We start from the raw sequence: 24,870 nt of genomic DNA, 5'->3' as shown, positions 1-24,870 counted from the left end.
GCCGCGAGCGGCGGCAACGATGCCTGTGTTTGCGCGAGCAGCGCACGCTGTGCATGCACGTCGGCCCGCGACACGCCACCCGCCGCGAAGCGCGCTTCGACGATGCGCAATTGCCGCGCCTGCGCGTCGACGAGCTGCCGAGTGAGCGCGACCTGCTGCGCGAGCGACGCGCGCAGGATCGCGGTCGCGACGACGTTGCCCGCGAGTGTCAGGCGAGCGGCATCGAGCGTGTACGCCTGATAGTCGACCTGGGCACGCAGCGCTTCGAGTGCACGGCGGTCGCCGCCGAACACGTCGAGTGCGTACGATACGTTCACCGATGCGTCATACAGCGTGAATGGCCCGGGATTCGGCACGCTCGCGGGCAGCCCGAACGCGGCGATGTCGACCTGCTCGCGCGTGGCAGACAGGTTTGCGTCGACGCGCGGCAGCATCGTCGCGCCGGCCTGGGCCACATGGTTCTGCCGCGCCTCGTCGAGCCGCGCGCGGGCCTCGGCGAGCGTCGGGCTGTTGTGCCATGCGGTATCGACGAGGCGGTCCAGCGGATCGGAGCCGAACGCCGTCCACCAGCGTTGCAGCGTGTGTGCGGACGGCTCGAACGTCTGCGCGTCGCCGGCCGGGCTGCCGGCGGCCACCGTGGTCGTGGGCGCCGCATCGCGCGTGTACTGCGGCGTGGCCGGCGGGTCAGGCGCGCGGAAATCCGGCCCGACCGCACATCCGGCGAGCAGTGCGACGGCGGCCAGCACGCTGCCGTGGGCAGCGGGGGAGGCGCGACGCGAAGCCGGTTTCATCGTGCGGCCCCTAATCGAGCGTGCGCCGGTAGAAGCGCAGCGCGATACCCATCGCGACGACGGTGAACAGTGCGACGGGCCACACGGACGGCCACAGGTCGCTCCAGTCGTTGCCTTTCAGCAGGATGCCGCGCACCAGGCGGTTGAAGTAGGTGAGCGGCAGCAGGTTGCCGATGAACTGCGCCCACTTCGGCATCCCGGCGAACGGGAACATGAAGCCCGACAGCAGGATGTTCGGCAGGAAGTAGAACACCGCGAGCTGCATCGCCTGCAACTGGTTCTGCGCGAGCGACGACAGCGTGATGCCGACCGTCAGGTTCGCGGCAATGAAGAGCAGCGCGGCCAGGTAGATCGCGAATACGCCGCCGACGAACGGCACCTCGAACACGTACCGCGCGGCGGCGAGAATGATCGACACCTGGATCAGCCCGATGAACACGTACGGGACGATCTTGCCCGTCATCACCTCGAGCGGCCGTACGGGCGTCGCAAGCAGGTTTTCCATCGTGCCGCGCTCGCGTTCGCGGGTGATCGCGAGGCCCGTCATCATCACCATCGTCATCGTCAGGATCACGCCCATCAGGCCGGGCACGACGTTGTACTGCGTGATGCCTTCGGGGTTGTACAGGCGATGCAGCACAACGTCGAACGCGGGCGGGCGGCCGTTCAGGTGCGCAAGGGGGCCCGTCAGATCCTTGTCCGCGACGGGCTGCACGAGGCCCGGCAGCGCACCGATCGCCGACGCGGTCGCGACGGGATCGGTCGCGTCCGCCTCGACGAGCAGCGACGGATGCTCGCCGCGCAGCAGCCGTTTCGAGAAATCGGCCGGCACGCTCAGCACGAACTGCACGTCGCCGCGCGCGAGCGCATGCCTGCCGGCCGCTTCGTCGGGCAGCGCCGCGACGATGTCGAAATACGCGGAATTGCGCATCGCCGCGATGAAGCTGCGTGCGAAGGGGCCCGGATCGGCGACGATCACCGCGGTCGGCAGATGCTTCGGATCGGTGTTGATCGCGAAGCCGAACAGCGCGAGCTGGATGATCGGCACACCGACGATCATCGCGAACGTCACGCGATCGCGGCGCAACTGCAGGAATTCCTTCATCACGATGCTCCACCAGCGCGTGACCGAGAACGACTCGCGCAGGCTCGTCCACGCGTTCATGACGACGCTCCGTCGGGCGCCGCGGATGCACGGCCCATCATGTAGATGAAGACATCTTCGAGCCCGGTGTCGATCGGCGCGACCTGCAGCGATGCGCGACCGTCCGCCCGTGCGGCGGCCTGCGCCGCAACCTGCGCGAGCGTGGCGTCGAGCAGCGCACGATCTCGGCCGCTCACGTGCAGCGCGGAGCCGAACACGACGGTCTGGTCGACCCCTGGCATCGTGCGCAGTTGCGCGGACAGTTCGGCCAGGTGCCCGCCCGTGATCGAGCGGGTCGACAGGTGCTGCGACGCGACGATTTCCGTCGATGTGCCCTGCGCGAGCAGTTTGCCTGACGCGATGTACGCGAGCTTGTGGCAGCGCTCGGCTTCGTCCATGTAGTGCGTGCTGACGAGCACCGAGATCCCTTGCGCGGCCAGCCGGTGCAGTTCTTCCCAGAAGTCGCGGCGCGCGGCAGGGTCGACGCCGGCGGTCGGTTCGTCGAGCAGCAGCAGTTCCGGTTCGTGCAGCATGCACGCGGCGAGCGCGAGGCGCTGTTTCCAGCCGCCGGACAGCGCGCCCGTGAGCTGGTCCGCACGGCTTGCGAGGCCGAGCCCGTCGAGCGCGCGCGCGACGGCCGCGTGGCGATCGGGCATCCCGTACACGCGCGCGACGAAATCGAGGTTCTCGCGAATCGACAGGTCTTCCCAGTACGAGAAGCGCTGCGTCATGTAGCCGACGCGCCGTTTGATCTGCGCGCTGTCGCGCACGATGTCGTAGCCGAGGCAGGTGCCGCTGCCCGAGTCGGGCGTGAGCAGGCCGCACATCATCCGGATCGAGGTGGTCTTGCCGCTGCCGTTCGGTCCGAGAAAGCCGAAGATCTCGCCGCGCGCGACGCGCAGCGATACGTCCTTCACGACGTGCTTGTCGCCAAATCGCTTGTTCAGGCGGTCGACGTCGATCGCGTACGGAGCGGACGGCAGGTTCATCGCACCCTCACGGCGACGGGTTGGCCCGGATGCAGCTTCGGCGCGTCGGCGAGCGCCGGGCGCGCCTCGACCATGAACACGAGCTTGGTCCGGCTCGCGTTGCTGTAGATCACGGGCGGCGTGTACTCGGCCTCGCTCGACACGTAGGTGATATGTGCGGGCAAGTCGGCCGGGCAGCCGTCGCAATGGACCGAGATCGTCTCCCCCGGGGCGAGCGATGCAATGGCTGCCTCCGGCACGAAGAAGCGCACCTTCAGGTTCTGCGGCGGCAGCATCTGTACGACCGGATTGCCGGCCTGCACCCATTCGCCGACACGGTACAGCGTGTCGTACACGCGCCCGGCGGCAGGCGCGGCGATACGCTTCTGGTCGAGCTTCCATTGCGCTTCGGCTACTGCCGCCTGCGCGGCGTCGACCTGCGCGGCCTGGGCGGCGATCTGCTGCTCGCGGCCCGGCAAACGCGCGACTTCGACCTGGTTGCGCAGCTCGCGCATCTGCGCGGCAGTGGTCTGCGCGGACGTGCGCGTATCGTCGAGCTGCTGCTTCGACAGGCCGCCGGCCGCGTACTGGCGTTCGTCGCGCACGAGTTGCGCGGCGGCCCGTGCCGCCTGTGCGGTGGCCTGCGCGAGCTGGGCGCGCGCGACCGCGACCTCCGGAGGACGCTTGCCGGTCTGCAGATCGGCAAGCTGCGCGCGAGCGGCCGCGAGCTGGTGTTGCGCCTGCCGCAGAGCGGCCGTTTCGCTGACGGCTTCGAGCGCGAACACCGGCGTACCGGCCGCGATGGCCTGGCCGCGCTCGACCGACAACTGGGTCAGCGTGCCCGCTTGCGATGACGACAGGTACACGAATTCGCCTTCGACATAGCCCTGGTAGGTCGTGCCGGTGTCCGCCGATCGTCCGCAACCGGCGAGCAGCGTGGCGGCGGCCAGCGCGAGCGGCAGCGCGCGGGCGGTGCTCACGACGGCCTCCGTGGCGCGCGCGAGCGCGCATCCGGCGCGGTGGCGGGCGCCTGCATGCCTGAGTCGAGCAGCGCGCGGACGTGGCGGTGCAGCACGTCGCGATCGATCGGCGGCAGGCCGCGCGCGCTTTGCCACAGCTTCGCGGTCGCAAGCGGCAGCATCACGAGCGCGATGACCGAATGGAACAGGAATGCGGGTTCGAGCGACGGGTTCAGCGTGCCGGCCTGCTGCGCGGCGCGGATGCGTTCGGCAAAACGCCCGACATGCTCGAGCGGAATGCGGCGGACCATCCGCTCGCGCAGCAGGCCACCTTCGTGGACGATCTCGCGCAGCCAGATCGACGGCAGCCACGGCATGCGATGCGTGACGTCGAAAAAGCGGTCGACGAGTTCCGCGACGAGCGCGAACGGATCGCTTTCGATCTGCGGCGCGGTCGGTCGCCACACGAACGCGATGACCTGCGCGAGCCGCTCCTCGACGATCGCGTCGAGCAGTTGCTCGCGACTCGTGAAGTAGTAGTGGACCATCGCCGATGTGACGCCGGCCGCCGCGGCGATCTGCGCAACCGTCGTCGCGGCGATGCCGCGCTCGGCAAACAGCTGGATCGCGACGTCGAGCATGTGGTCGCGCAGGTCGAAGTCCTCCACCGACGGGCGGCGCCCGCGTGGCCTGGCGACGGTGGATTTCGCATTCATGAAATCGACGCTAATTGATGAGTTAGTTAATTTCAAGGAAGGGTTTTCGCCCGCGTTGATCGAGATCAGGCGAGTGTCGAATGGCGGTGCGGACGAGCGGGGAGGCGCTCGACGGAGGGCCGTGCGCGGGTGGCGGCGTGTAGGGAGCGGTTAATGCGGAAACGGCGGATGGAGACGGCCGAAACCGGTGGGGCACCGGCCCTGAGCCGGCGGGGAAACCGGTCGTGAAGCAGGCGTGCGCGTGCGCCTCGGCACGCGCGCCTGAAACGTCGTCACTGATCGATCGGCGACTTCAGCGGATCGTGCTCGCCGGTCAACCCGAACACGACGAGTTGCGCGGGTTCGGTGGCGCTCGCATTGTGCGACACCTGATGGCGCGAACCGGGCGGCTCGTACCAGCCTTCGCCGGCGCGATAGCGGCGCACCGGGCCGCCGTTCACCTGCGACAACACTTCGCCTTTCGATACGACGGCGAACACCGAGCCGAGGTGCCGGTGCGGTTCCGACGCCTGGCCGGGCGCATAGTCGACGGTCGCGACGACCGCGAGCTTGCCGGGCGCTTCGGGCACGGCCTGGCGCATGATCGCGTGCACGTTGTCGCCTGCCTCGTGCGCATGGACGGCGGCCGGCAGCGCGGCGCCGAGCGCGAGCAACGCGCACAGGAACGTATGACGGAGAGGCGAATGCATCATCATCGTCTCCGTTATTCGGGCATCTTGCGGAACGCGATCGCGAAGCGGTTCCACGCGTTGATCGTCGTGATCAGCAGCGACAGCTCGAACAGTTCTTCGTCGCTGAAATGCGGCTTCACGGCTTCCCAGACGGAATCGGGCACGTGGTTGTCGGCGACCAGCGTCAGCGCTTCGGTCCATTCGAGCGCCGCGCGTTCGCGCTCGGTGAAGAACGGCGTTTCGCGCCACACGACGACGGTTGCCAAGCGGCGCTCGGTTTCACCGCCCTTGCGCGCGTCTGTCGTGTGCATGTCGACGCAGAACGCGCAGCCGTTGATTTGCGATGCGCGCAGCCGGACGAGTTCGGCGAGCGGTTTTTCGATCGTGCTCTTCGCGAGGAATTCCTCGGCGTTGCGCATCACCTTGATGGCGTTCGGGCTGGCGGCGTAGAAGTTCAGGCGCGGTTGCATGGTGGGTCCTTGGCGGGTTGATGCGCACGGCGGCGCGACAGGACCTACTGTATGCCGCTCACTGGCCTGCTTGAATGGCCAATTTCCGGAAAATTCAGGTAACCAGTGGCATGTGACCGGTGTCGTCCGGACCCAGCAGCGCGGCCAGTTTCACGAGCGCCGTGTCGATACGCAGCGCGTCGATCCCGCCATAGCCGAACAGCAAGCCCGCGCGGGCCGGCGCGCCGACATGGAACGCCGAGATTCCGTACAGGCCGATGCCGTCGGCGCGGGCCGCCCGGACCAGCGCGGTTTCGTCGAGCCCGGGTTTCAGCAGCGCGGCGAGGTGAATGCCGGCGGTCGGCACGATCGTGTCGAACCACGGCGCGAGCCCGCCGCGCAGGTGTGCGATCAGCATCTTGCGGCGTGCGTCGTAGTGCTTCTGCACGCGTCGCAGGTGCCGCGCGAAGTCGCCTTCGAGCATGAAGCGCGCGAGCGCGGCTTGCGTCAGCGAGCAGGTATGCCAGTCGACGATCTGCTTGGCCTTGGACAGCGCGCCGCGCAGTGCGCGCGGCGGTATCGCGTAGCCGATCCGCAGTTCCGGGAAGATCGTCTTCGAGAACGTCCCGACGTATGCGACGAGGCCGGTGCGGTCGAGACTCTTCAGCGATTCCACCGGGCGGCCTTCGAAGCGGAACTCGCCGTCGTAGTCGTCCTCGATGATCACCGCGCGGCGGCGCTGCGCCCACTCGAGCAGCGCGACGCGCCGGTCCAGCGTCATCGGCATTCCGAGCGGGAACTGGTGCGACGGCGTCACGTAGACGAGGCGCGCGTCGTCGGGCAGCCGTTCGGTGACGATGCCGTGCGCATCGACCGGCACGCCGATCACCGTCGCGCCGAGCGACGCGAACGCCGCGCGTGCCGGCGGATAGCCGGGATTCTCGACCGCGACGATGTCGCCCGGCCGCACGACCACGCGCGCGATCAGGTCGAGCGCCTGTTGCGCGCCCTGCGTGACGAGCACGTCGTCCCAGCCGCAAGCGACCGCGCGACTGAACCCGACGTAGCGCGCGATCGCGCCGCGCAACTGCGGATCGCCGGCCGGGTCGTGATACTGGCCGGGGCCGCGCGCCTGCTGGCGCAGCGCGTGATGCAGGCAGCGGCGCCACGCGTCGAACGGGAATAGCGTCTTGTCGGTCACGCCGCCGCGAAAGTCGAAGGCAGGCGAATCCTGCGGCGTGGGCATCGCGAGCGCATCGGGCAGGTCGTCCCACAGTTCGCGCGCGTCGACGGCATGAACCTGCGGCGTGGCTTCGACGAGCGACGGCGTTGCCGCTGCCGCCGCATGCGGCACCCGTGCGAGGCCGTCGGCGACGAACGTGCCGTCGCCCGCGCGCGTGTTCAGATAGCCCTCGGCGACGAGGCGCTCGAACGCGTCGAGCGTGGTCTTGCGCGATACACCGAGCTGTTTCGCGAGGTCGCGCGTCGACGGCAGGCGGACGCCGCCTTCGAGCCGCCCGTCGACGATGGCGGTGCGCAGTTGGCGGAAGATCTGTCCGGTCAGGTCGTGACGGCCTTCGATGCGGATCGCGATGTCCATCGCAGTGGTTACCTCGAATGCTGGAATTCGGCATCGATCAGCATACCGGAAGTTCGTGGCTGGATTGGCGCTGGACCGGCGCTCGGGAGGGCGGGCATGTGCGGCTTCGTGCGTCCCGGGGAATGAGCGTGCCTGCGGTCATGGCGAGCCCGGTTTGCGAGCCTGTCCGGATGCACGGGATCGCCCCTCTTCGCGAAGGCGGCCCTGCATCCGCCACACGCCCGGCGCAGCGCCATTCGATTGGACCGTCGCCCGCCGCTGGCTTACGATCCACCATACCCCCCGACCGGAGTGCCGCTCATGTTGTCCGAAGACGAACTCGCGCTGCTCGATGCGATCCGTGCCACCGGCAGCCTGTCGCGGGCGGCCGCGCGGCTCGGCAAGGCGCCGTCGACGGTGTCGCACGCCGCGCGGCAACTCGAAACGCGCTTCGACGCGCTGTTGTTCGACCGGCGCGGCTACCGGCTGCAGCTCACGCCGGCCGGCCAGTTGCTGACCGACGAGGCATCGCGCCTCGCGCTGGACGTCGCGCGGCTCACGCAGCGCGTGCGGCAGGTCGCGAGCGGCTGGGAGGATCGCCTGTGGATCGTCAGCGACGAGGTGCTGGAGTTCGATACGTTGCTGCCGGTCGTGTGTGCGTTCGACGCGCTCGATTCGGGCGTGTCGCTGCGCTTCACGCACGAAGTCCTCGGCGGCACCTGGGAGGCGCTGCGCGACGGTCGCGCCGATCTGGTCGTCGGCGCGACCAACGAGCCGCCCGCAATTCCGGGTTTCAAGTGGTTCGAGCTCGGCGCGATGGAATGGGTGTTCGCGGTATCGCCGCGCCATCCGCTTGCGGCGTCGAGCGAGCGGCTCACGCGGGATGCGATCGGCGCGCACCGCGCGGTCGTCGTCGCCGATTCTTCGCGGCGCTCGGCCGGCCGGGCGTACGGGCTGCTCGGCGGGCAGGCGGTGCTCGCGGTGCCGTCGATGCGCGCGAAGATCCTCGCGCAGCGCGACGCGCTCGGCGTCGGCTGGGTGCCGCGCCGGCGGGTCGCGTCGCTGCTTGCGCGCGGCGAGCTGGTGGAGAAGGAAACGGCCGATCCGCGCGAACCGAACGTGTTGTATGTCGCGTGGCGCGGCGATCGCGACGGTCGCGCGCTGCAATGGTGGCTCGAGCAACTGCGGGAACCGCGGCTCGCGCAGCGGCTGCTCGACGGGATCGACGTGGCGGGTTGAATGCGCGGACCGGGCGAGCCTCCGAAAACACGTTCGAAGATTTCGAACGTATCTGCTGCGCCCGTCGTACGGCAATCCCCGGCGCCGCGCGCATCCTGTGTTCACGGTCAACTCACCGGTTCACAGGAGAACATCATGCAACGCTTCGAAGGAAAAACGGTACTCGTCACGGGCGGCAACAGCGGCATCGGCCTGGCGGCCGCACGGGCATTCGCTGCCGAAGGCGCGCGGGTCATCATCACCGGTCGCGACGAGCAGACGCTCGCCGCCGCGCGCGAGACGCTCGGCGACGGCGCGCGCGCGATCCGCAACGAGGCCGGCGCCGTTGCGTCGGCGCGGGCGCTGGCGGATGCGATCGCGGCGTCCGGCGCGCGGCTCGACGCCGTGTTCATCAACGCGGGCGTCGCGAAACTCGCGCCGTTCGCGGATACCGACGAGGCATTGTGGGACCTCGTGTTCAACACGAACGTGAAGGGTGCGTATTTCCAGATCCAGGCGCTCGTCCCGCTGCTGAACCGCGGCGCGTCGATCGTGATCAACGGGTCGATCAACGCGCACATCGGGATGCCGGGTTCGTCCGTGTACGCGGCAAGCAAGGCGGCGGTCAATTCGTTCGCGAAGACGCTGTCGACGGAATTGCTGCCGCAAGGCGTGCGTGTGAACGTGGTGAGTCCCGGGCCGGTCGAGACGCCGCTGTACGGCAAGCTCGGGCTCGATGCGGCGACGCTCGACGAGACCGCGGAAAAGATCAAGGGGCTCGTGCCGATCGGCCGGTTCGGCACGCCGGACGAAATCGCGTCGACGGTGCTCCACCTGAGCGCGCCCGAGTCAGCGTTCATCGTCGGCGCGGAAATCATCGCGTCGGGCGGGATGGGCTTGCTCTGAGCGTAAAACCGGCCAGGCTGCACCGCCTGACGCGACGTCGGGCGGTGCAGCGTCCCGGCCGGTAATGCGTATCGCTGGCGAGATGGGCCGTCGTCACGGCATCGCGCCGCGTCGCCGTCGGCCCTCGAAGCATCGCGCGGCCCTGCTCGGCGAATACGACGCTGCGATCCGCATCACGCGGCGCAAAGGTCAGGCCCGTCGGCGCCACGCGGCCACCGTTCGCGAACACGTCGACCGAACCGCGATCGATGACGATTTCCAGCCCTGTGGGCGGCCGTCCTCGCACGGCAGATCGGCGATGTGGTCGCGGCTGAACGTGCTCGCGAGAGCCGCTACATCGGAGCGGAAAGGGGGGCGCGATCGACAGCGGACGTTGCCGGATGCGCTCCGTTGCAAAAAGCCATGACGGTGGCAGGGCTGAATCACTGATCTCTAGACGACCGGTCTAATCCGGGGCTATCATCCAGCTTCATGAATGCGACGCCGGGCGCAGACGCGAAAATGCCACATCGTGCTGCGATGCTGCTCGTGCAGGAGAGGTCGTCGTTTTTTTGATGCCGCGACTAGACGACTGGTCTAATAGCGTCGGGCAACCAACATTTTCGATGCGCGACCGGCACGCCGGCGCCCGCCAGCGGACTAACCGGCAGGCGCGCGTTGTTTGCGGCACGCAGCTTGCGCCATGTTGGCTGCCGCGCGACGCGGCCCCGTTCCCCCATTTCGAAGGAGTGTCCGATCATGAAGATTCTGGTTGTCCTGACCTCGCACGACACGCTCGGCGACACCGGCAAGAAGACCGGCTTCTGGCTCGAGGAACTGGCCGCGCCGTATTACGCGTTCAAGGATGCCGGCGTCGAACTGACGCTTGCGTCGCCGAAGGGCGGCCAGCCGCCGCTCGACCCGAAAAGCAGCGATCCGGCTGCGCAAACCGACGCCACGCGCCGTTTCGACGCGGATGCGGCGGCCAAGGCCGAACTTGCCGCGACGCGCAAGCTGGCCGACGTGTCGATCGACGATTACGACGCGGTGTTCTATCCCGGCGGCCACGGCCCGCTGTGGGATCTCGCCGAGGATTTGCATTCGATCGGCCTGATCGAGCGCGCGTTGTCGGCTGGCAAGCCGGTCGCGGCCGTGTGCCACGCGCCGGGCGTGCTGCGCCACGTGAAGGACCCGAAAACCGGCGAGTCGGTCGTGCGCGGCAAGCGTGCGACGGGCTTCACCAACAGCGAGGAAGCGGCCGTCGAGCTGACGGAAGTGGTGCCGTTTCTCGTCGAGGACATGCTGAAGACCAACGGCGCGCAGTTCGAGCGCAGCGCCGACTGGGCACCGCACGTCGTCACCGACGGGCTGCTGATCACGGGGCAGAACCCCGCGTCGTCGGCACCCGCGGCCGAGGCACTGCTCGCGCAGCTCAGCCGTCGATAAAAGTTCGCCCGGCGCCGGCATGACCGGTGCCGCGCCATTTCCGTCGCCGGGCACAGCCGGCCCGACGACGGCCCGAATCGTTCCGCCGCACGCACCTGCGCGGCGGGTCGTCCAGTCGTTTCGCAGAACCAAGCAAAGGAGTGGTGGATGTCTGCCCTGTTCGAACCGTTCAAACTCAAGGATGTCACGCTGCGCAACCGTATCGCGGTGCCGCCGATGTGCCAGTACGTCGCCGAAGAAGGCGTCGTCAACGACTGGCATCACGTGCATCTGGCCGGCATCGCGCGCGGCGGTGCGGGCCTCGTGATCGCGGAGGCGACGGCCGTGTCGCCGGAAGGACGCATCACGCCGGGCTGTGCCGGACTGTGGACCGATGCGCAAGCCGAGGCGTTCGCGCCGTCGGTCGCGGCGATCAAGGCGGCGGGCGCGGTGCCGGGCATCCAGATCGCGCATGCGGGCCGCAAGGCGAGTGCGAACCGTCCGTGGGAAGGCGACGATCACATCGCCGACGGCGATCCGCGCGGCTGGCAGACCATCGCCCCGTCGGCCGTTCCGTTCGGCGCGCATCTGCCGAAGACGCCGCGCGCGATGACGCACGACGACATCGCGCGCGTGCAGGCCGACTTCGTCGCATCGGCGAAGCGTGCACGCGACCTCGGCTTCGAATGGCTCGAACTGCACTTCGCGCACGGCTATCTCGGCCAGAGCTTCTTCTCGGTGCATTCGAACCGGCGCGACGACGAATACGGCGGTTCGGCGGAAAACCGCGGCCGTTTCCTCGTCGATACGCTGAAGGCAGTGCGCCAGGTATGGCCGGAGCACCTGCCGCTGACCGCGCGCCTCGGCGTGATCGAATACGACGGCCGCGATGAAGAGACGCTCGCCGAATCGATCGCGCTCACGCAGCGGATGAAGCAGGAAGGGCTCGACATGCTGAGCGTGTCGGTCGGCTTCTCGACGCCGAACGCACAGATTCCGTGGGGCCCGGCGTTTCTCGCGCCGATCGCCGAACGCGTGCGCCGCGAGGCCGGCCTGCCGGTGTCGTCGGCGTGGGGCATCGACACGCCGCAACTGGCGAACCGTGTCGTCGCCGAGCAGCAGCTCGACCTTGTGATGATCGGCCGCGCGCATCTTGCCGATCCGCACTGGCCGTACTACGCGGCCAGGCAGCTCGGCGTCGAGCGTCCGTCGTGGACGCTGCCCGCGCCGTACGCGCACTGGCTGGAGCGCTATCGCGTCGCCGACAAGGTGGCCTGAGCACGCGTCCGGTCGCGCGGCGGCTCGGCGTTCGCGGCCCGCGCTCGGCGACGTGGCGCGCGACGTCGGCATGCCGTCGCGGCGACGATGGATAGAATGGCGGTTTCGACCGGGTTTTCGGCCCGGGCGAACCGCCATTTTTTCATTTCGACAGAGGTGCCATGCGCGCACATGTCCCGCCCTCCCAGGATGCCGCCGTGCGACCGCGCGTGCAGCAGATTGCCCGCGCCGTGCTGTATGCGGTGTTGCTGGTGCTCGCGCTGTGGGTGATCCGCGATTTCATTCCCGCCATTGCATGGGCATGCGTGATCGCGATCGCGCTGTGGCCGTTGCTGAAACGCTTCGAGTCGGACCGGTGGTTTCGCGACCGGCCGACCCTGACCGCGACGGTGATCACCGCGGGGATTTCGCTGCTCGTCGTGCTGCCGGTGGCGCTCGCGCTCGGGCAGGCGTTCGCGCAGGAGCACGACCTGCGCATGTGGCTGCATTCCATTCAGGACAACGGCATTCCGCTGCCGGACGTGGTCGGGCGGCTGCCTTACGGGTCCGCGCAGATCACTCAATGGTGGCAGGCCAATCTCGGTCATCCGCTGCATGCCGGCACGGCGATGCACGGTGCGAGCGGCGCGAAATTCATCGCATTCGGCCGGCAGTTCGGCACGAAGCTCGCTCACGGGCTGTTCGAATTCGGCTTCATGCTGGTCACGTTGTTCGTGATCCTGCGCGCCGGCCACAAGCTGTCGGGGGCACTGCTGCAGGGCGCGCGGCGCGCGTTCGGGCGCGGCGGCGCGGACCTGATCGAACGGATGGTTGCCGCCGTGTACGGCACGGTGACGGGGCTGGTCGTCGTCGGGCTGGGCGAGGGCGCCATTCTCGGCGTCGCGTATGCGCTCGCGGGCGTTCCGCACTCGGCGCTGCTCGGCCTCGTGACGGCCATCGCCGCGATGCTGCCGTTCTGCGCGCCGATCGTGTTCTGCGGCGCGGCGCTATGGCTGTTCGTGCAAGGGGCGACCGTGTGGGCGATCGTGGTGCTGGCGGTCGGCTTCGTGGTCGTGTTCGTCGCCGAGCATTTCGTGCGGCCGGTGCTGATCGGCAGCTCGACGCGCTTGCCGTTCCTGCTCGTGCTGTTCGGCATTCTCGGCGGCGCCGAGACGTTCGGCCTGATCGGGCTGTTCGTCGGCCCCGCGCTGATGACGGTGCTGACGATGCTGTGGGCCGAGTGGGTTGCATGACGGTGCCGGCCGCTGCGCCGGTCCGCCACGCCGGCGTAACGGTGTATCGGTGTATCGGTGTATCGGCGAGTACGGATGAAAGCCCGTCCGGCATTGCTGCGCGTTACCGCGGTCCGGTTTGCTCGCGGCGTGCACGATCCGCGCGGCCGGACACCGATCTCAACATTTCTTTTCGATCCGAACCCCAAGGTCTAGTAGCATGGGGCTTTCGATCGCGCCGGCACGGCGCAGCAGATTCCTCCAAGCATGCGATTGATTCCGATGTCCCGTCCCGCAGCGACGCTGTCCCTGGCGGCCAGCTGCCTGATGCTGCACGGCTGTGCGTGGTTCGATTCGTGGCTGCCGTTCTCGTATTCGCGTACCCCGCTGGCGAGGGCCGCGTCGCGGCATGGCGCGATGCGCGCCGACGTCGTCCGCGCGGGCGGCAATCCGCGCAGCGTGTGGATGGTCCGTAACGGCAGCGGCGTCTGCTACAACTACTTCATCGAGCACGGCAACGATCATCGGCCTTATTTCGTCGTGTTCGATCATGCCGGCGCCGTTACGCAACGCGGCTTCGATACCTGCATGGACGCCGACCGCAAGGGCGCGCTGCAGCCGGGCAAGGCCGCTTCCCGATAGCGATGCGGCCGTCGGCCGTCGGCCGCGCCTGCCGTATCGGCCTTATCGCGGCCGGGTTTGCCGTTACGCGATCGTGTCGACCACGCCGCCGTCGACACGCAACGCCGCGCCTGTGGTTGCCGATGCCTGTGGCGAGCACACGTACACGACAAGGTTCGCGACTTCCTCCGTCGTCGCCGGCCGCTGGATGATCGAGCTCGCCCGCTCGTTGCGCACGAAATCCACGGCAACATCGTCGATGCTGCGGCCCGTTTCGTCGGCCGTCGCCTTCAGCATCGCCCGCACGCCTTCGGACATCGTCGGCCCCGGCAGCACCGAGTTGACCGTCACGTTCGTGCCGGCCGCGAGTTTCGCGAGGCCGCGCGCGATCGCCAGTTGAGCGGTTTTCGTGAATCCGTAATGAATCATGTCGACCGGGATGTTCAGGCCCGATTCCGACGAGATGAACACGATGCGGCCGGTGTTGCGCGCGAGCATCCCCTTCAGGTAATGCCGAGCGAGACGCACGCCGGACATCACGTTGGTCTGGAAGTAATGCTCCCATTCGTCGTCGTCGATGTCGAAGAACGCCTTCAGCCCGTAGATGCCCGCATTGTTGACGAGGATGTCGGCCTCCGGCGTGTGCTGCGTGATGCGCGCCACGCCGTCTGCGCCGGACAGGTCGGCGGCGACGCCGTCGACGTCCGCGCCGGGCACCGCGGTGCGCAGCAGCGCGAGCGCGGCGTCGACCGACTTGTCGCTGCGGCCGTTGACCACGACGCGCGCGCCCGCGTGCGCGAGCCCTTCGGCGATCGCCAGCCCGATGCCGGCGGTGGAGGCGGTGACGACCGCGGTCTTGCCTTTCAGATCGATGTGCATGAGCGTACCGGTTTGAAGAGGGAACGGAACCCGCCGCGTGTGCCGCGGCGGCCGGAATTCAAAGCTTAGGCGATCCGGCCGCGACGCGTCGGCTCGCGGTTGCGTCGCGTCGCGCAGTCTTGTACGGTGTGCGTTCGCCATCCGATCCGGGAGCCTGTCGCGTGAGCCGTTCCGCCAACCCCCTCGCCGTGCCGTCGCCATTCTGGCGCGACGCCGCGCTGCCGTTCATCGAGGCGCGCACCGTCGACGACGGGCGGACGATCTGCTACGCAAAACACACGCATGACACGTTTTCGCTCGGCGCGATCGTCGGCGGCACGAGCACCTACCTGAACGGTCCGACGAAAGAGCACGTCGGGCGCGGCGTGCTCGTGATCATCGATCCGGAACAGGTGCATGCATGCAACCCGTACGGCCCCGACGCGTGGGCATACCGGATGGTCTACGTCGACGTGCCGTGGCTCACGCGTCTGCAGCATTCGCTGGGGCGCGATCCGAATGGCGATTTTCAGGGCTTTTCGCCGAAGTTGACGCAACGGCGCGACCTGTTCGCGCAATTCGGCGGGTTCTACCGCACGCTCGTATCGCCCGGCGTCGATCCGCTCGGCAAGGAAAGCACGGCGGTCGAATTCTTCACGCAACTGCACGGCGCGCTCGATCGCGACCTGCCTGTGGAGGTCGCGCGCGGCGCCGACAACGCGAAGCTCGCGCGCGCGGCCGATTACATCGCCGCGCATTGCCGGCAGGCCGTCACGCTCGATGCGATCTGCGCGGCCGCCGATCTGTCGCCGTCCTACCTGATCCGCGCGTTCAACGCCCGTTACGGCATGACGCCGCACGCGTTCCTGATCGATCGTCGCGTGCAGTACGGCCGCACCGAGCTGCGCCGCGGCCGGCCGATCGCCGACGTCGCGCTCGATGCGGGCTTCGCCGACCAGGCGCATTTCCAGCGTGCGTTCCGCCGCATCGCGGCCGCAACGCCGGGACAATATCGAAGCGCCGCGAGCTGAGCGGCGGAGCGGGCAAGGGGGGCGGACCTCTGCGGCGCCGTACGGCGGCAGGTCGCCATCGGTTTGCGACGCCGTTCAAATACGGCACTCGGCGTAACGCGCGTATCGCGAAACGACCGCGCTAGAGGTCGAGCAGATAGAGCGCGCTGCCCGCGAGCAATAGCGCCATTGCGCGGTTGAACAGCCGCATCCGCCGCGCATTCGCGAGCCGGTGCCGCAGCGATGCGCCCGCATACGCCCAGCATGCGATCGATGCAAAGCAGATCACCAGATACAGCGCGGCGAATTGCCAGACCTGCGTACGGTCGCCGTCGGCCGCATACGCGCCCATCGCGGCCACGCACGCAAGCCACGCTTTCGGATTCAGCCACTGCATCGCCGCGCCGGCCGCCGCCGACGGGCCGGAGACGTTCGGCGCGTCCGGATCGGTGGGGTCGGCCGACAGCCGGCCGTCGTCGAGCGCGAGCCGCAATGCGAGGTAGAGCAGGAACGCGATTCCCGACCATTGGGTGGCCGTGGTCAGTATCGGCCAGCGCGCGAGCGCCGCGTGCAACCCGAGGCCGATCAGCAGGAACAGGGCGACGAAGCCGAGCGTCGCGCCGGCCGCGTAGCGCAGGCTTGCGCCGAGACCGTGGCGCGCGCCTGCACTGAGCGCGACGATGTTGACGGGACCGGGTGTGATCGACGACGCCAGCGCGAACGCGGCCATCGAAACCAGCATGCTCATCGGAAGTCTCCATGCGAATGTGAAAGTCGCATCGAGACTAAAGAAGCCGGGCGGGCCCGTATTGAAGAAAACTGCCCTCGGCGGCGTGGCCGCCGTCAGTGCATCGCGCGCGGCGCGTGCGCCGGGAGCGGCGCATGCGGATCGGCCGCGTCGGCCGCGCGCAGCGGGGTGCCGGTGAGCGGCTGCGTCGACACCGAGAAGCCGAACGTATTGATGCCGCCCGAGCATGCGACGAACACGCTGCCGCCATGCATCTCCGCGACGGCCTTGACGATCGATAGCCCGAGCCCGTGATTCTCCTTGCTGTTCGCGCGCGCTTCCTCGAGCCGGTAGAAGCGCTCGAACACGTGTGAACGCTGCACGGGATCGATCGGCTCGCCGGGGTTCGCGACCGACACGTCAACGAGCGTGTCGCGGCGTGTGATCGTCACGTTCAGCGTCGCGCCGGGCGCCGAATGCTGGATCGCGTTGATCAGCAGGTTGGTCATCGCGCGGCGGAACAGCGACGGATCGACGGCCGCGCGCGCGTCGCCGTGCAGTTCGGCGCGCAACTGCGCTTCGTCGAGCGGGATTTCGAGAAAGTCGAGCATGCGCCGTACCTCGTCGGCGAGCGACACGTGCTTCAGGTCGGTCGCGCGCTCGCCGCGATCGCTGCGCGACAGGAACAGCATGTCGTTGATGATCACGCGTAGCCGTTCGAATTCCTCGAGGTTCGACTGCAGCGTCTGGCGCATCCGGTCGACCGAGCGGTCACGGCTCGTCAGCGCGACCTGGGTCTGGCCGATCAGGATGCTGATCGGCGTGCGCAGCTCGTGCGCGACGTCCGCGTTGAATGCTTCGAGCCGCGCGTAGGTTTGCTGGATGCGTTCGAGCGCGCCGTTGAACGAGGCGGCGAGATCGCGCAGCTCGGTCGGCAGCGCTTCGGTCTGCAGCCGCTGGCGCCGGTTGGTGGCGCTGACGGCTGCGGCGTCCTGCGACAGCCGTTCGAGCGGCGCGAGCCCGAAGCGCGCGACCGCGCGGCTCAGCAGCAGCGTGATGACGGTGGCCGTCGCGATCAGCGCGGCGAGCGTCCATACGAAACGGCGCAGCATCCGCTGGGTGCGCTCGCACGACGTCGCGACGATCAGCTTCAGTGCAGGTCGCTCGCCGCTGCCCGCGACCGCGACGGTCTTCGTCATCACGTCGTAGCTGCTGTCGTTGAGCGCGTATTGCTGGAACGCACCGAACGGTTTGCCGACGGGCACGCCGTCGACCGGACGACCGAAGCGGAAGTCGGGGTCGGGGCTGTCGACCTGGTAGCGCGTCGAGCCGTCGGGCGGCTCGAGGTCGGCGAGCTTTTCCTGCATCAGCCGGCCGCGCGCGGCCGTGGTCGCGTGCGACACGATCATCTGCGCGACCTTTGCGCGCGTGTCGATCGTCGCGCGCAGTTCGGCGAACAACTGGCGCTCCATCATCACGAACAACCCGCAGCCGACCAGCGTGAACACGAGCAGCGACACGATGCCGAACATCGCCGAAAGGCGCAGGGTGATCGAGCGTTTCATGGGTGCCTCTCGCCGTCGGCGTCCTCGCGCGCCTCGAGCACGTAGCCCATGCCGCGGATCGTGTGCAGCAGTTTCTCGGCGAATGGGCCGTCGAGCTTCGCGCGCAGCCGCTTGATCGCCGTCTCGACGACGTTCGCGTTGCTGTCGAAATTCACGTCCCACACGAGTTCGGCGATCGTCGTCTTCGACAGCACCTCGCCGCTGCGCCGCGCGAGCACGCCGAGCAGCTGGAATTCCTGCGCGGTCAGGTCGAGGCGCGTGCCGTCGCGGGTTGCGCGGCGGCCGATCAGGTCGACGCGCAGGTCGCCGATCGAGATCAGCGTCGATTCCTGCACGCGCGCGCGTCGCGTCAGCGCGCGCAGCCGCTCGATCAGCTCGAGGAACGAGAAGGGTTTGGTCAGGTAGTCGTCGGCGCCCCCGCGCAGCCCGCGCACGCGGTCGTCGACGCGGTCGCGCGCGGTCAGCATGATGACGGGCGTCTGTTTCTGCGCGCGCAACGCGCGCAGCACGCCGAAGCCGTCGAGTTTCGGCAGCATTACGTCGAGCACGACCACGTCGTAGTCGAACTCGACGGCCTTCCACGCGCCGTCCTCGCCGTCGAGCGCGGTATCGACGACCCAGCCTTCCTCGGTCAGGCCGCTTTTCAGGTATTCGACGACTTTCGGTTCGTCTTCGACGATCAGGACTTTCATAGGCTTGTCCGCATAACCGGGTTAGGGGGCCACGCCCGCGTCGTGCCGCGGGGCCGCCGCCGCGACGGCGGTCGACGCCGCGCCGTCCCAGCCGCCGCCGAGCGCCTTCGCGAGAAACACGACGAGCGCCGCGCGCTGGCCCTGGATCTGCACGGCCTGGCGCTCGCTCGTCAGCAATTGCTGCTCGGCGGTCAGCACGTCGATGAACGGCGTCAGGCCACCCGCGTAGCGGTCCTGCGCGAGCGACACGAGCTTGCGCGCATCGTCGACGGCGGCCGCCGCTTGCTGCGCGGCCTGCGCGAGCACCGACAGGCCCGTTACGGCATTCTGCACCTCCTGGAACGCGGTGAGCACGGTCTGCCGGTAGTTGGCCTGCGCGGCCACGTAGCCGGCCTGCGCGAAATCGACCCCGGCCTTCAGCTTGCCGCCTTCGAACAGCGGCTGGCTGACCGACGCGCCCACCGACCACAGCAGCGCCGGCACGGTGAACAGGCCGGCGAAGCGCGTCGCATCCCAGCCGAGGTCGGGCGACAGCGCGATGCGCGGGAAATACGCGGCGCGCGCGACGCCGATCTGGGCGTTCGCGGCGGCCATCGCGCGTTCGGCGGACGCCACGTCCGGCCGCCGCTGCAGCAGGTCGCTCGGCATGCCGGTCGGCAATTCGGGCGCGTTGATCGGCACGACGTGCGCCGGCAGCGAGAACGCCGGGGCCGGCGTGCCGACCAGCGTCGCGATCGCGGTTTCCACCTGCGCGCGCTGCTGGATCAGCAACTGCGCCTGCGTGCGCGTCGCATCGAGCTGCGAGCGTTGCTGCAGCAGGTCGAGGCCCGAGACCGCGCCGAGGTCGTGGCGCGCGCTCACGTAGTCGAGTGCCTTCTGCTGCAGGTCGATCGAGCGCCTGACCACGTCGATCTCGGTATCGAGCTCGCGCAGCGCGAAGTAGCTCGACGCGAGATCGGCGCTCAGCACGAGGCGCGCATTCGCGAAATCGTCGCGTGCCTGCTCCGAGCTGGCCTGCGCGGACTCGACGCTGCGCCGAACGCGGCCGAACAGGTCGAGCTCGTAGCTGACGCTCGCGCCGACCTGGATGTCGTTCTGCACGGTCGACGCGTTCGGCGTCGCATAGTTGGTCTGCGGCCGGTCGGCGGAGATCTTGAAGCGTTGGCCGCTCGCGTTCAGGCCGACAGCCGGATATTGCGCGGACGCGACCGACGCGAGTGTGGCCTTCGCCTGGTCGTAGCGTGCGGCGACGGCCTTCAGGTTCTGGTTGTTGCGCAGCGCATCGGCTTCCAGCGCATCGAGCTGCGCATCGCCGAACGCGGTCCACCATGCCGGATCGAGCGGCGCGCGGGCCGGCGAGGCGGGGTGCCAGTACGCATCGGCCGGGTCGAGCCGCCACGCGGCCGGCGTATCGACCGCCGGGCGGTGGTAATCGGGGCCGACGGTGCAGCCGGCGAGGGCCGCGAGCGCGACTGTCGCCACGGCCGCAGCCGCCGTCGGACACCGGCGGGCGCGCATCGCGATCACGACTTCGCTCCCGCAACCGCGGATGCCGGCTGCGCGGCCGGCGGCTGCACGACGACCGTGTCGCCGTCCGCGAGCGCGTCGCTCGGGTTCGCGACGAGGCGGTCGTTCGGCGCGAGCGGGCCGTCGACTTCGAGCGTCTGGCCGATCGTGCGCACGACCGACACGGCCTTCAGGTGTACGTGGCCGTTCGCGCCGACGGTCGCGACCGTCGGCCCTTCGGCGCGGAACAGCAGCGTGTTGGCCGGAATCTGCAGGCGGCCGACCGGTGTCATCGGCAGCGTCGCCTGCACGTATGCGCCGGGCAGCAGCCGGCCGTCCGGGTTCGGCAGCGTGATCTCGATCTGCAACGAACGCGTCGCGACGTCGATCGCCTGCGACGTGCGCGTGATCGTCCCGTCGAAGGTCTGGCCGGCCAGTTCGGCCTGCGCGATGCTCACGTGCTGGCCGACCTTCACCTGCTGCGCATACGCCTGCGGCACCTGCACGTACAGGCGCAGCCGGTCGGCCTGCACGACGGTGAACAGCGAGCGCCCCGCGTTGCCGGCGTTCACGAGATCGCCGACGTCGACGTTGCGCTGCGTGACGATCCCGTCGATCGGCGCGACGATGCGCTGGAAGCCCTTCAGTTCGGTGAGCCGGCGCACGTTCGCGTCGGCCGCGGCGAGGTTCGCGGTGCCCTGGTTGAACGCGCCTTGCCGGTCGTCGAGTTCCTGCTGCGACACCGCATCGCGCTGTCGCAGCTGCTGCGCGCGGTCGAACGACGTCTTCGCGAGCGCGAGCGTGGCCTGCGCCTGCTGGCGCTGCGCGGTGGCCTGCGCGAGTTCCTGGTTCAGCTCGGGCGTGTCGAGTTCGGCGAGCAGTTGTCCCTGCTTCACATGCGCGCCGATGTCGGCCTGCCAGCGCAGCACGTAGCCGCTCGCGCGCGCGTAGATCGGCGCCTCGATGAAGCCGCGCAGCGTGCCGGGCAGCGTCAGCTTGCCGCCGGTGGCCGCATCGACCGGATGCACGACGTTGACGTACTGGCGCGTGTTCTGCTCGGCAACGGCGTCGAGCTGGTTGCGGTTCAGCACGTTGACGACGATCGTGCGCGCCGCGCCGGCGGCCAGCAGCAGGCCGATCACGATCAGCACGATCCGCCCGCGCCGCGACACCGACGTGCGGCTCGGCAGGTGCATGCCCTGTTCATCGACCTGGATGCCGACGGCGCTGTGATGTTTCTCTTCCATGAATTAACCGGTCTATAGGCGAAAGTCAGTGTCCGGCCTGGCGCGCGCGCCGGCGGGCCAGCCGCGAATGCACGCCGCCGAACACGAGCGGCACGAACAGCAGCGTCGAAACGGTTGCGAACAGCAGGCCGCCGATCACCGCGCGGCCCAGCGGCGCGTTCTGCTCGGCGCCTTCGCCGAGGCCGAGCGCCATCGGCACCATTCCGATGATCATCGCGAGTGCCGTCATCATCACCGGCCGGATCCGCGTCGCGCCGGCTTCCAGCGCGGCCGTGAGCGGCGGCGCGCCGGCCGCGAGGCGCTGCCGCGCGAACGACACCACCAGAATACTGTTGGCGGTCGCGACGCCCACCGTCATGATCGCGCCGGTCAGCGCGGGCACGCTCAGATGCGTGCCGGTGATGAACAGCATCCACGCGATGCCGGCGAGCGCGGCCGGCATCGCGCTGATGATGATCAGCGGGTCGAGCCATGACTGGAAATTCACGACGATCAGCAGGTAGACGAGCACGATCGCCATCGCGACGCCCGCGCCGAGGCCGATATAGGACGTGCGCATCGTCTCGACCTGGCCGCGCACCGACAGGTCGGTGCCGCGCGGCAGCGTCGCCCGGGCGTCGGACACGACCCGGTCGATCTCGCCGGCGACCGAGCCGAGATCGCGGCCTTCGACGCTCACGTACAGGTCGATCGCCGGCCGGATGTTGTAGTGCGTGATCACGGCCGGGGTCTGGGCCGTGCGGATCTGCACCAGGTTGCCGAGCAACTGCAGCGGCGTGCCCGCGCGGCCGCTCGCGGAAACCGGCGTGCCGAGCAGGTCGTCGACCGATGCGATGTTGTATTGCGGGGTCTGGATCTGCAGCGGGTACTGGACGCCGGTGCGCGGGTTGATCCAGAACGACGGGGTCGTCTGCGAACTGCCGGACAGCGAGATCAGCATGTTCTGCGCGACGTTCTGCGCGGAGAGATTGAGCTGCTGCATGCGCGTACGGTCCATGTCGGCCAGCAGGGTCGGTCCGTCGTTGCGTTGCAGCACGTGCACGTCGACGGCGCCGGGGATTTGCCTGATCTTCTTCATCAGGCTGCTCGCGATAGCCATGTTACTCGCGAGATCGTTGCCCAGCACCTGCACGTCGATCGCGGCCGGCTGCCCGAAGTTGAGGATCTGCGTGATGATGTCCGACGGCTGGAAGAAGAACTCGACGCCCGGGAAGCGCTGAGGCAGCAGCGCACGCAGCGTCCGCACGTAATGCTCGGTCGCTCGGTGGCCCGGCTTCAGCGCGATCAGCAGTTCGCCGTCGAGCGAGCCGATCGTGCCCGCATTGCTGTACGACAAGTTGATGCCGCTCACCGGCAGGCCGAGGTTGTCGACGATCGCGCCGAGCTCGTCGGGCGGCACGGTTTCGCGGATCACGCGTTCGACCTGGTCGGCGAGACGCGCGGTTTCCTCGATCCGGTAGCCGGTCGGCGCACGCATGTGCAGCCGGATGTTGCCGGAATCGGCATTCGGGAAGAAGTCGCGGCCGAGCGTGAACACGAGGCCGGTCGACAGCACGCAGAAACCGAGGAAGCACATTGCGTAGAAGCGGCGGCGCACGAGCAGGATGCTGAGCAGCACGATGTACCACGCACGCAGCCGCTCGAACGCGTTGTTGAACGCATGATGGATGCGTGCGAAACGCGACGTCGAATGATCGGGGCCGGTGCTCGCCTGCTGCGGGCGGAACAGCAGCATCGCGAGCGTCGGCACCAGCGTGCGCGACAGCACGTACGACGCGAGCATCGCGAACACGACGGCCTCGGCGAGCGGCACGAACAGGAAGCGCGCGACGCCGGTCAGGAAGAACATCGGCACGAACACGATACAGATGCACAGCGTCGACACGAACGCGGGCACCGCGATTTCGCCGGCGCCTTCGAGGATCGCATCGTGCAGGTTGGTGCCCAGATGCAGGTGCCGCTCGATGTTCTCGATCGTGACGGTAGCGTCGTCGACCAGGATCCCCACCGCGAGCGCGAGCCCGCCGAGCGTCATGATGTTGATGGTCTCGCCGAGCGCCGACAGCGCGATCAGCGACGTGAAGATCGACAGCGGGATCGAGATCGCGATGATCAGCGTGCTGCGCCAGTTGCCGAGGAACAGCAGGATCATCATCGCGGTCAGCACGGCGGCGATCAGCGCTTCGTGGATCACGCCCTGAACGGCCGCGTTGACGAACACCGACTGGTCGAACAGCGGCGTGATCGTGAGCCCTTCGGGCAGTGTCGGGATCACCTTCGGCAGCAGTGCCTTCAGGTCCGACACGACCTTCAGCGTCGACGCGTCGCCGCTTTTCAGGATCGAGATGAGCACGCCGCGCTGGCCGTTCTGGCGCACGACGTTGGTCTGCGGCGCGAAGCCGTCGCGTACCGCCGCGACTTCGCGCAGGTAGGTCGTCGCGCCGTTGACGGTCTGGATCGGCAGGTTGTTGATGTCGGCGATCGTGTCGGCCGACGCGTTCGTGTCGATCCGGTATTCGGTCTGGCCCATCTTCGCGGTGCCGGTCGGCAGCACGAGGTTCTGCGCGTTGATCGCATTGACGATGTCGGCGGGCGTGAGGCCCTTCGCGAGCAGCGCCTGCGGATCGAGGTCGATCGCGACGACGCGTGTGCGGCCGCCATACGGGAACGGGATCTGCGCGCCGCGCACCGTGATCAGCTGCGGCCGCAGGAAGTTCAGCGCGATGTCGGCGAGCGACTGTTCGCTGAGCGTCTTGCTCGACAGCCCGAGCTGGATCACCGGAATGCTCGACGCGGAATAGGTGATCACGAGCGGCGGCGTCGCGCCCTGCGGCATCTGCCGGACGATCGCCTGCGCGGACGACACCGTCTGCGCGATTGCCGTCTGCACGTTCGCGCCCGGTTGCAGGAACACCTTCACGACCGCGATGCCGGGCAGCGACGTCGATTCGATGTGCTGGATGTTGTTGACCGTCGTCGTCAGGATCCGCTCATGGACGGCCGTGATCCGGTTGGTCATATCCTGCGCCGAGAACCCGTTGTAACTCCAGATCACGCTGATGACGGGGATGTTGACCGCCGGCAGCACGTCGACGGGCGTGCGCATCAGCGCAAGCGGGGTGGCCAGCACGATCATGATGGCCATCACGATGAACGTGTAGGGGCGCCTGAGGGCGAGGTTGACGATCCACATGGAGGCGGCGGGACGGGCGGTGATCAGGCGGCGGTGAAGGGAACCCGAATGATAGGCGTCGGGGCTGAACGCGTTACTGACATGAAACTGGCGGAATCGTCAGTTTCGGGTGCGGTGGAAGCCGGGCGATTCGTCCGATGGAAAAGAGGCCGGCGCG

At 68.5% G+C, this 24,870-nt stretch carries 22 protein-coding genes and 1 pseudogene; 7 read left to right on the top strand and 16 right to left on the bottom strand.

The window, feature by feature from the left end:
* The 8 genes from J7024_RS14445 to pdxR all read right to left on the bottom strand — a co-directional run.
* The coding region (locus J7024_RS14445; protein ID WP_234745140.1) for a TolC family protein at nt 1–791 on the bottom strand (791 nt) is incomplete at its 3' end.
* Between the two features lie 10 nt (nt 792–801).
* A complete protein-coding gene (locus J7024_RS14440; RefSeq protein ID WP_175760351.1) occupies nt 802–1,956 on the bottom strand; it encodes an ABC transporter permease in 1,155 nt (384 codons plus the stop codon).
* Nucleotides 1,953–2,924: an ABC transporter ATP-binding protein gene (locus J7024_RS14435; protein ID WP_124826102.1), complete on the bottom strand. Its 972-nt coding sequence runs from the start codon at nt 2,922–2,924 to the stop codon at nt 1,953–1,955. The genes J7024_RS14440 and J7024_RS14435 overlap by 4 nt, the downstream gene beginning before the upstream one ends.
* Nucleotides 2,921–3,883, bottom strand: a complete 963-nt coding sequence (locus J7024_RS14430) for an HlyD family secretion protein (protein ID WP_124826101.1) — start codon at nt 3,881–3,883, stop codon at nt 2,921–2,923. The genes J7024_RS14435 and J7024_RS14430 overlap by 4 nt, the downstream gene beginning before the upstream one ends.
* Nucleotides 3,880–4,578, bottom strand: coding sequence for a TetR/AcrR family transcriptional regulator (locus J7024_RS14425; protein ID WP_124826100.1), 699 nt, complete (start codon nt 4,576–4,578; stop codon nt 3,880–3,882). The genes J7024_RS14430 and J7024_RS14425 overlap by 4 nt, the downstream gene beginning before the upstream one ends.
* 272 nt (nt 4,579–4,850) lie before the next feature.
* Nucleotides 4,851–5,270: a cupin domain-containing protein gene (locus J7024_RS14420; RefSeq protein WP_234745139.1), complete on the bottom strand. Its 420-nt coding sequence runs from the start codon at nt 5,268–5,270 to the stop codon at nt 4,851–4,853.
* 11 nt (nt 5,271–5,281) lie between these two features.
* A complete protein-coding gene (locus tag J7024_RS14415) occupies nt 5,282–5,719 on the bottom strand; it encodes a carboxymuconolactone decarboxylase family protein (protein ID WP_124826098.1) in 438 nt (145 codons plus the stop codon).
* Between the two features lie 94 nt (nt 5,720–5,813).
* A complete protein-coding gene (pdxR, locus tag J7024_RS14410) occupies nt 5,814–7,298 on the bottom strand; it encodes a MocR-like pyridoxine biosynthesis transcription factor PdxR (protein WP_234745137.1) in 1,485 nt (494 codons plus the stop codon).
* Nucleotides 7,299–7,598: 300 nt separating this feature from the next.
* Here pdxR and J7024_RS14405 point away from each other — a divergent pair, with 300 nt between their 5' ends.
* Both J7024_RS14405 and J7024_RS14400 read left to right on the top strand, forming a co-directional pair.
* On the top strand, nt 7,599–8,516 hold the full coding sequence (locus tag J7024_RS14405; protein WP_175760349.1) for a LysR family transcriptional regulator: 918 nt from the start codon (nt 7,599–7,601) through the stop codon (nt 8,514–8,516).
* A gap of 135 nt (nt 8,517–8,651) precedes the next feature.
* Nucleotides 8,652–9,401, top strand: a complete 750-nt coding sequence (locus tag J7024_RS14400; protein WP_124826096.1) for an SDR family oxidoreductase — start codon at nt 8,652–8,654, stop codon at nt 9,399–9,401.
* Between the two features lie 106 nt (nt 9,402–9,507).
* On the opposite strand, the pseudogene J7024_RS37500 reads toward J7024_RS14400, so the two are convergent.
* Nucleotides 9,508–9,746, bottom strand: a pseudogene (locus J7024_RS37500) (GH32 C-terminal domain-containing protein); the annotation flags it as partial.
* A 393-nt stretch (nt 9,747–10,139) separates the two neighbouring features.
* Here J7024_RS37500 and J7024_RS14390 point away from each other — a divergent pair.
* The 4 genes from J7024_RS14390 to J7024_RS14375 all read left to right on the top strand — a co-directional run bounded on the left by J7024_RS14390 (nt 10,140) and on the right by J7024_RS14375 (nt 13,936).
* Nucleotides 10,140–10,826, top strand: a complete 687-nt coding sequence (locus J7024_RS14390; protein WP_175750563.1) for a type 1 glutamine amidotransferase domain-containing protein — start codon at nt 10,140–10,142, stop codon at nt 10,824–10,826.
* Between the two features lie 147 nt (nt 10,827–10,973).
* The gene (locus J7024_RS14385) at nt 10,974–12,083 is read left to right on the top strand and encodes an NADH:flavin oxidoreductase/NADH oxidase (protein WP_124826094.1); all 1,110 of its coding nucleotides are present in this window, start codon (nt 10,974–10,976) and stop codon (nt 12,081–12,083) included.
* Nucleotides 12,084–12,244: 161 nt separating this feature from the next.
* Nucleotides 12,245–13,315 (top strand): AI-2E family transporter, encoded by a 1,071-nt coding sequence (locus J7024_RS14380; protein WP_175750564.1) that lies wholly within the window; start codon nt 12,245–12,247, stop codon nt 13,313–13,315.
* Nucleotides 13,316–13,561: 246 nt separating this feature from the next.
* Nucleotides 13,562–13,936, top strand: coding sequence for a hypothetical protein (locus J7024_RS14375; protein WP_124826092.1), 375 nt, complete (start codon nt 13,562–13,564; stop codon nt 13,934–13,936).
* A gap of 63 nt (nt 13,937–13,999) precedes the next feature.
* Here J7024_RS14375 and J7024_RS14370 read toward each other — a convergent pair whose 3' ends face one another.
* The gene (locus tag J7024_RS14370) at nt 14,000–14,794 is read right to left on the bottom strand and encodes an SDR family NAD(P)-dependent oxidoreductase (protein WP_124826091.1); all 795 of its coding nucleotides are present in this window, start codon (nt 14,792–14,794) and stop codon (nt 14,000–14,002) included.
* Nucleotides 14,795–14,955: 161 nt separating this feature from the next.
* On the opposite strand from J7024_RS14370, the gene J7024_RS14365 reads away from it, so the two are divergent.
* Complete coding sequence (locus J7024_RS14365; protein WP_124826090.1) at nt 14,956–15,804, top strand: AraC family transcriptional regulator; 849 nt, start codon at nt 14,956–14,958, stop codon at nt 15,802–15,804.
* Between the two features lie 121 nt (nt 15,805–15,925).
* On the opposite strand, the gene J7024_RS14360 is transcribed toward J7024_RS14365, so the two are convergent.
* The 6 genes from J7024_RS14360 to J7024_RS14335 all read right to left on the bottom strand — a co-directional run bounded on the left by J7024_RS14360 (nt 15,926) and on the right by J7024_RS14335 (nt 24,713).
* The gene (locus J7024_RS14360) at nt 15,926–16,531 is read right to left on the bottom strand and encodes a LysE family translocator (protein ID WP_124826089.1); all 606 of its coding nucleotides are present in this window, start codon (nt 16,529–16,531) and stop codon (nt 15,926–15,928) included.
* 95 nt (nt 16,532–16,626) lie between these two features.
* Nucleotides 16,627–18,075, bottom strand: a complete 1,449-nt coding sequence (locus J7024_RS14355) for a heavy metal sensor histidine kinase (protein WP_124826088.1) — start codon at nt 18,073–18,075, stop codon at nt 16,627–16,629.
* Entirely contained in the window at nt 18,072–18,767 is a 696-nt protein-coding gene (locus J7024_RS14350) for a heavy metal response regulator transcription factor (RefSeq protein ID WP_124826087.1), read from the bottom strand. Before J7024_RS14350 ends, J7024_RS14355 begins: the two co-directional genes overlap by 4 nt.
* 21 nt (nt 18,768–18,788) lie before the next feature.
* On the bottom strand, nt 18,789–20,285 hold the full coding sequence (locus J7024_RS14345) for an efflux transporter outer membrane subunit (protein ID WP_175760413.1): 1,497 nt from the start codon (nt 20,283–20,285) through the stop codon (nt 18,789–18,791).
* Nucleotides 20,286–20,290: 5 nt separating this feature from the next.
* Nucleotides 20,291–21,520, bottom strand: coding sequence for an efflux RND transporter periplasmic adaptor subunit (locus tag J7024_RS14340; RefSeq protein ID WP_124826085.1), 1,230 nt, complete (start codon nt 21,518–21,520; stop codon nt 20,291–20,293).
* Nucleotides 21,521–21,545: 25 nt separating this feature from the next.
* Nucleotides 21,546–24,713 carry an efflux RND transporter permease subunit gene (locus tag J7024_RS14335; protein WP_124826084.1) on the bottom strand — a complete coding sequence of 1,056 codons (3,168 nt, stop codon included), beginning with the start codon at nt 24,711–24,713 and terminating at the stop codon, nt 21,546–21,548.
* Nucleotides 24,714–24,870: the final 157 nt, after the last annotated feature.

This window comes from Burkholderia sp. WTPI3 (assembly GCF_021483755.1).
Lineage (GTDB): Bacteria > Pseudomonadota > Gammaproteobacteria > Burkholderiales > Burkholderiaceae > Burkholderia.
Note: the sequence above shows the minus strand (reverse complement) of the source record. Positions and strands in the feature narration are given on the sequence as shown.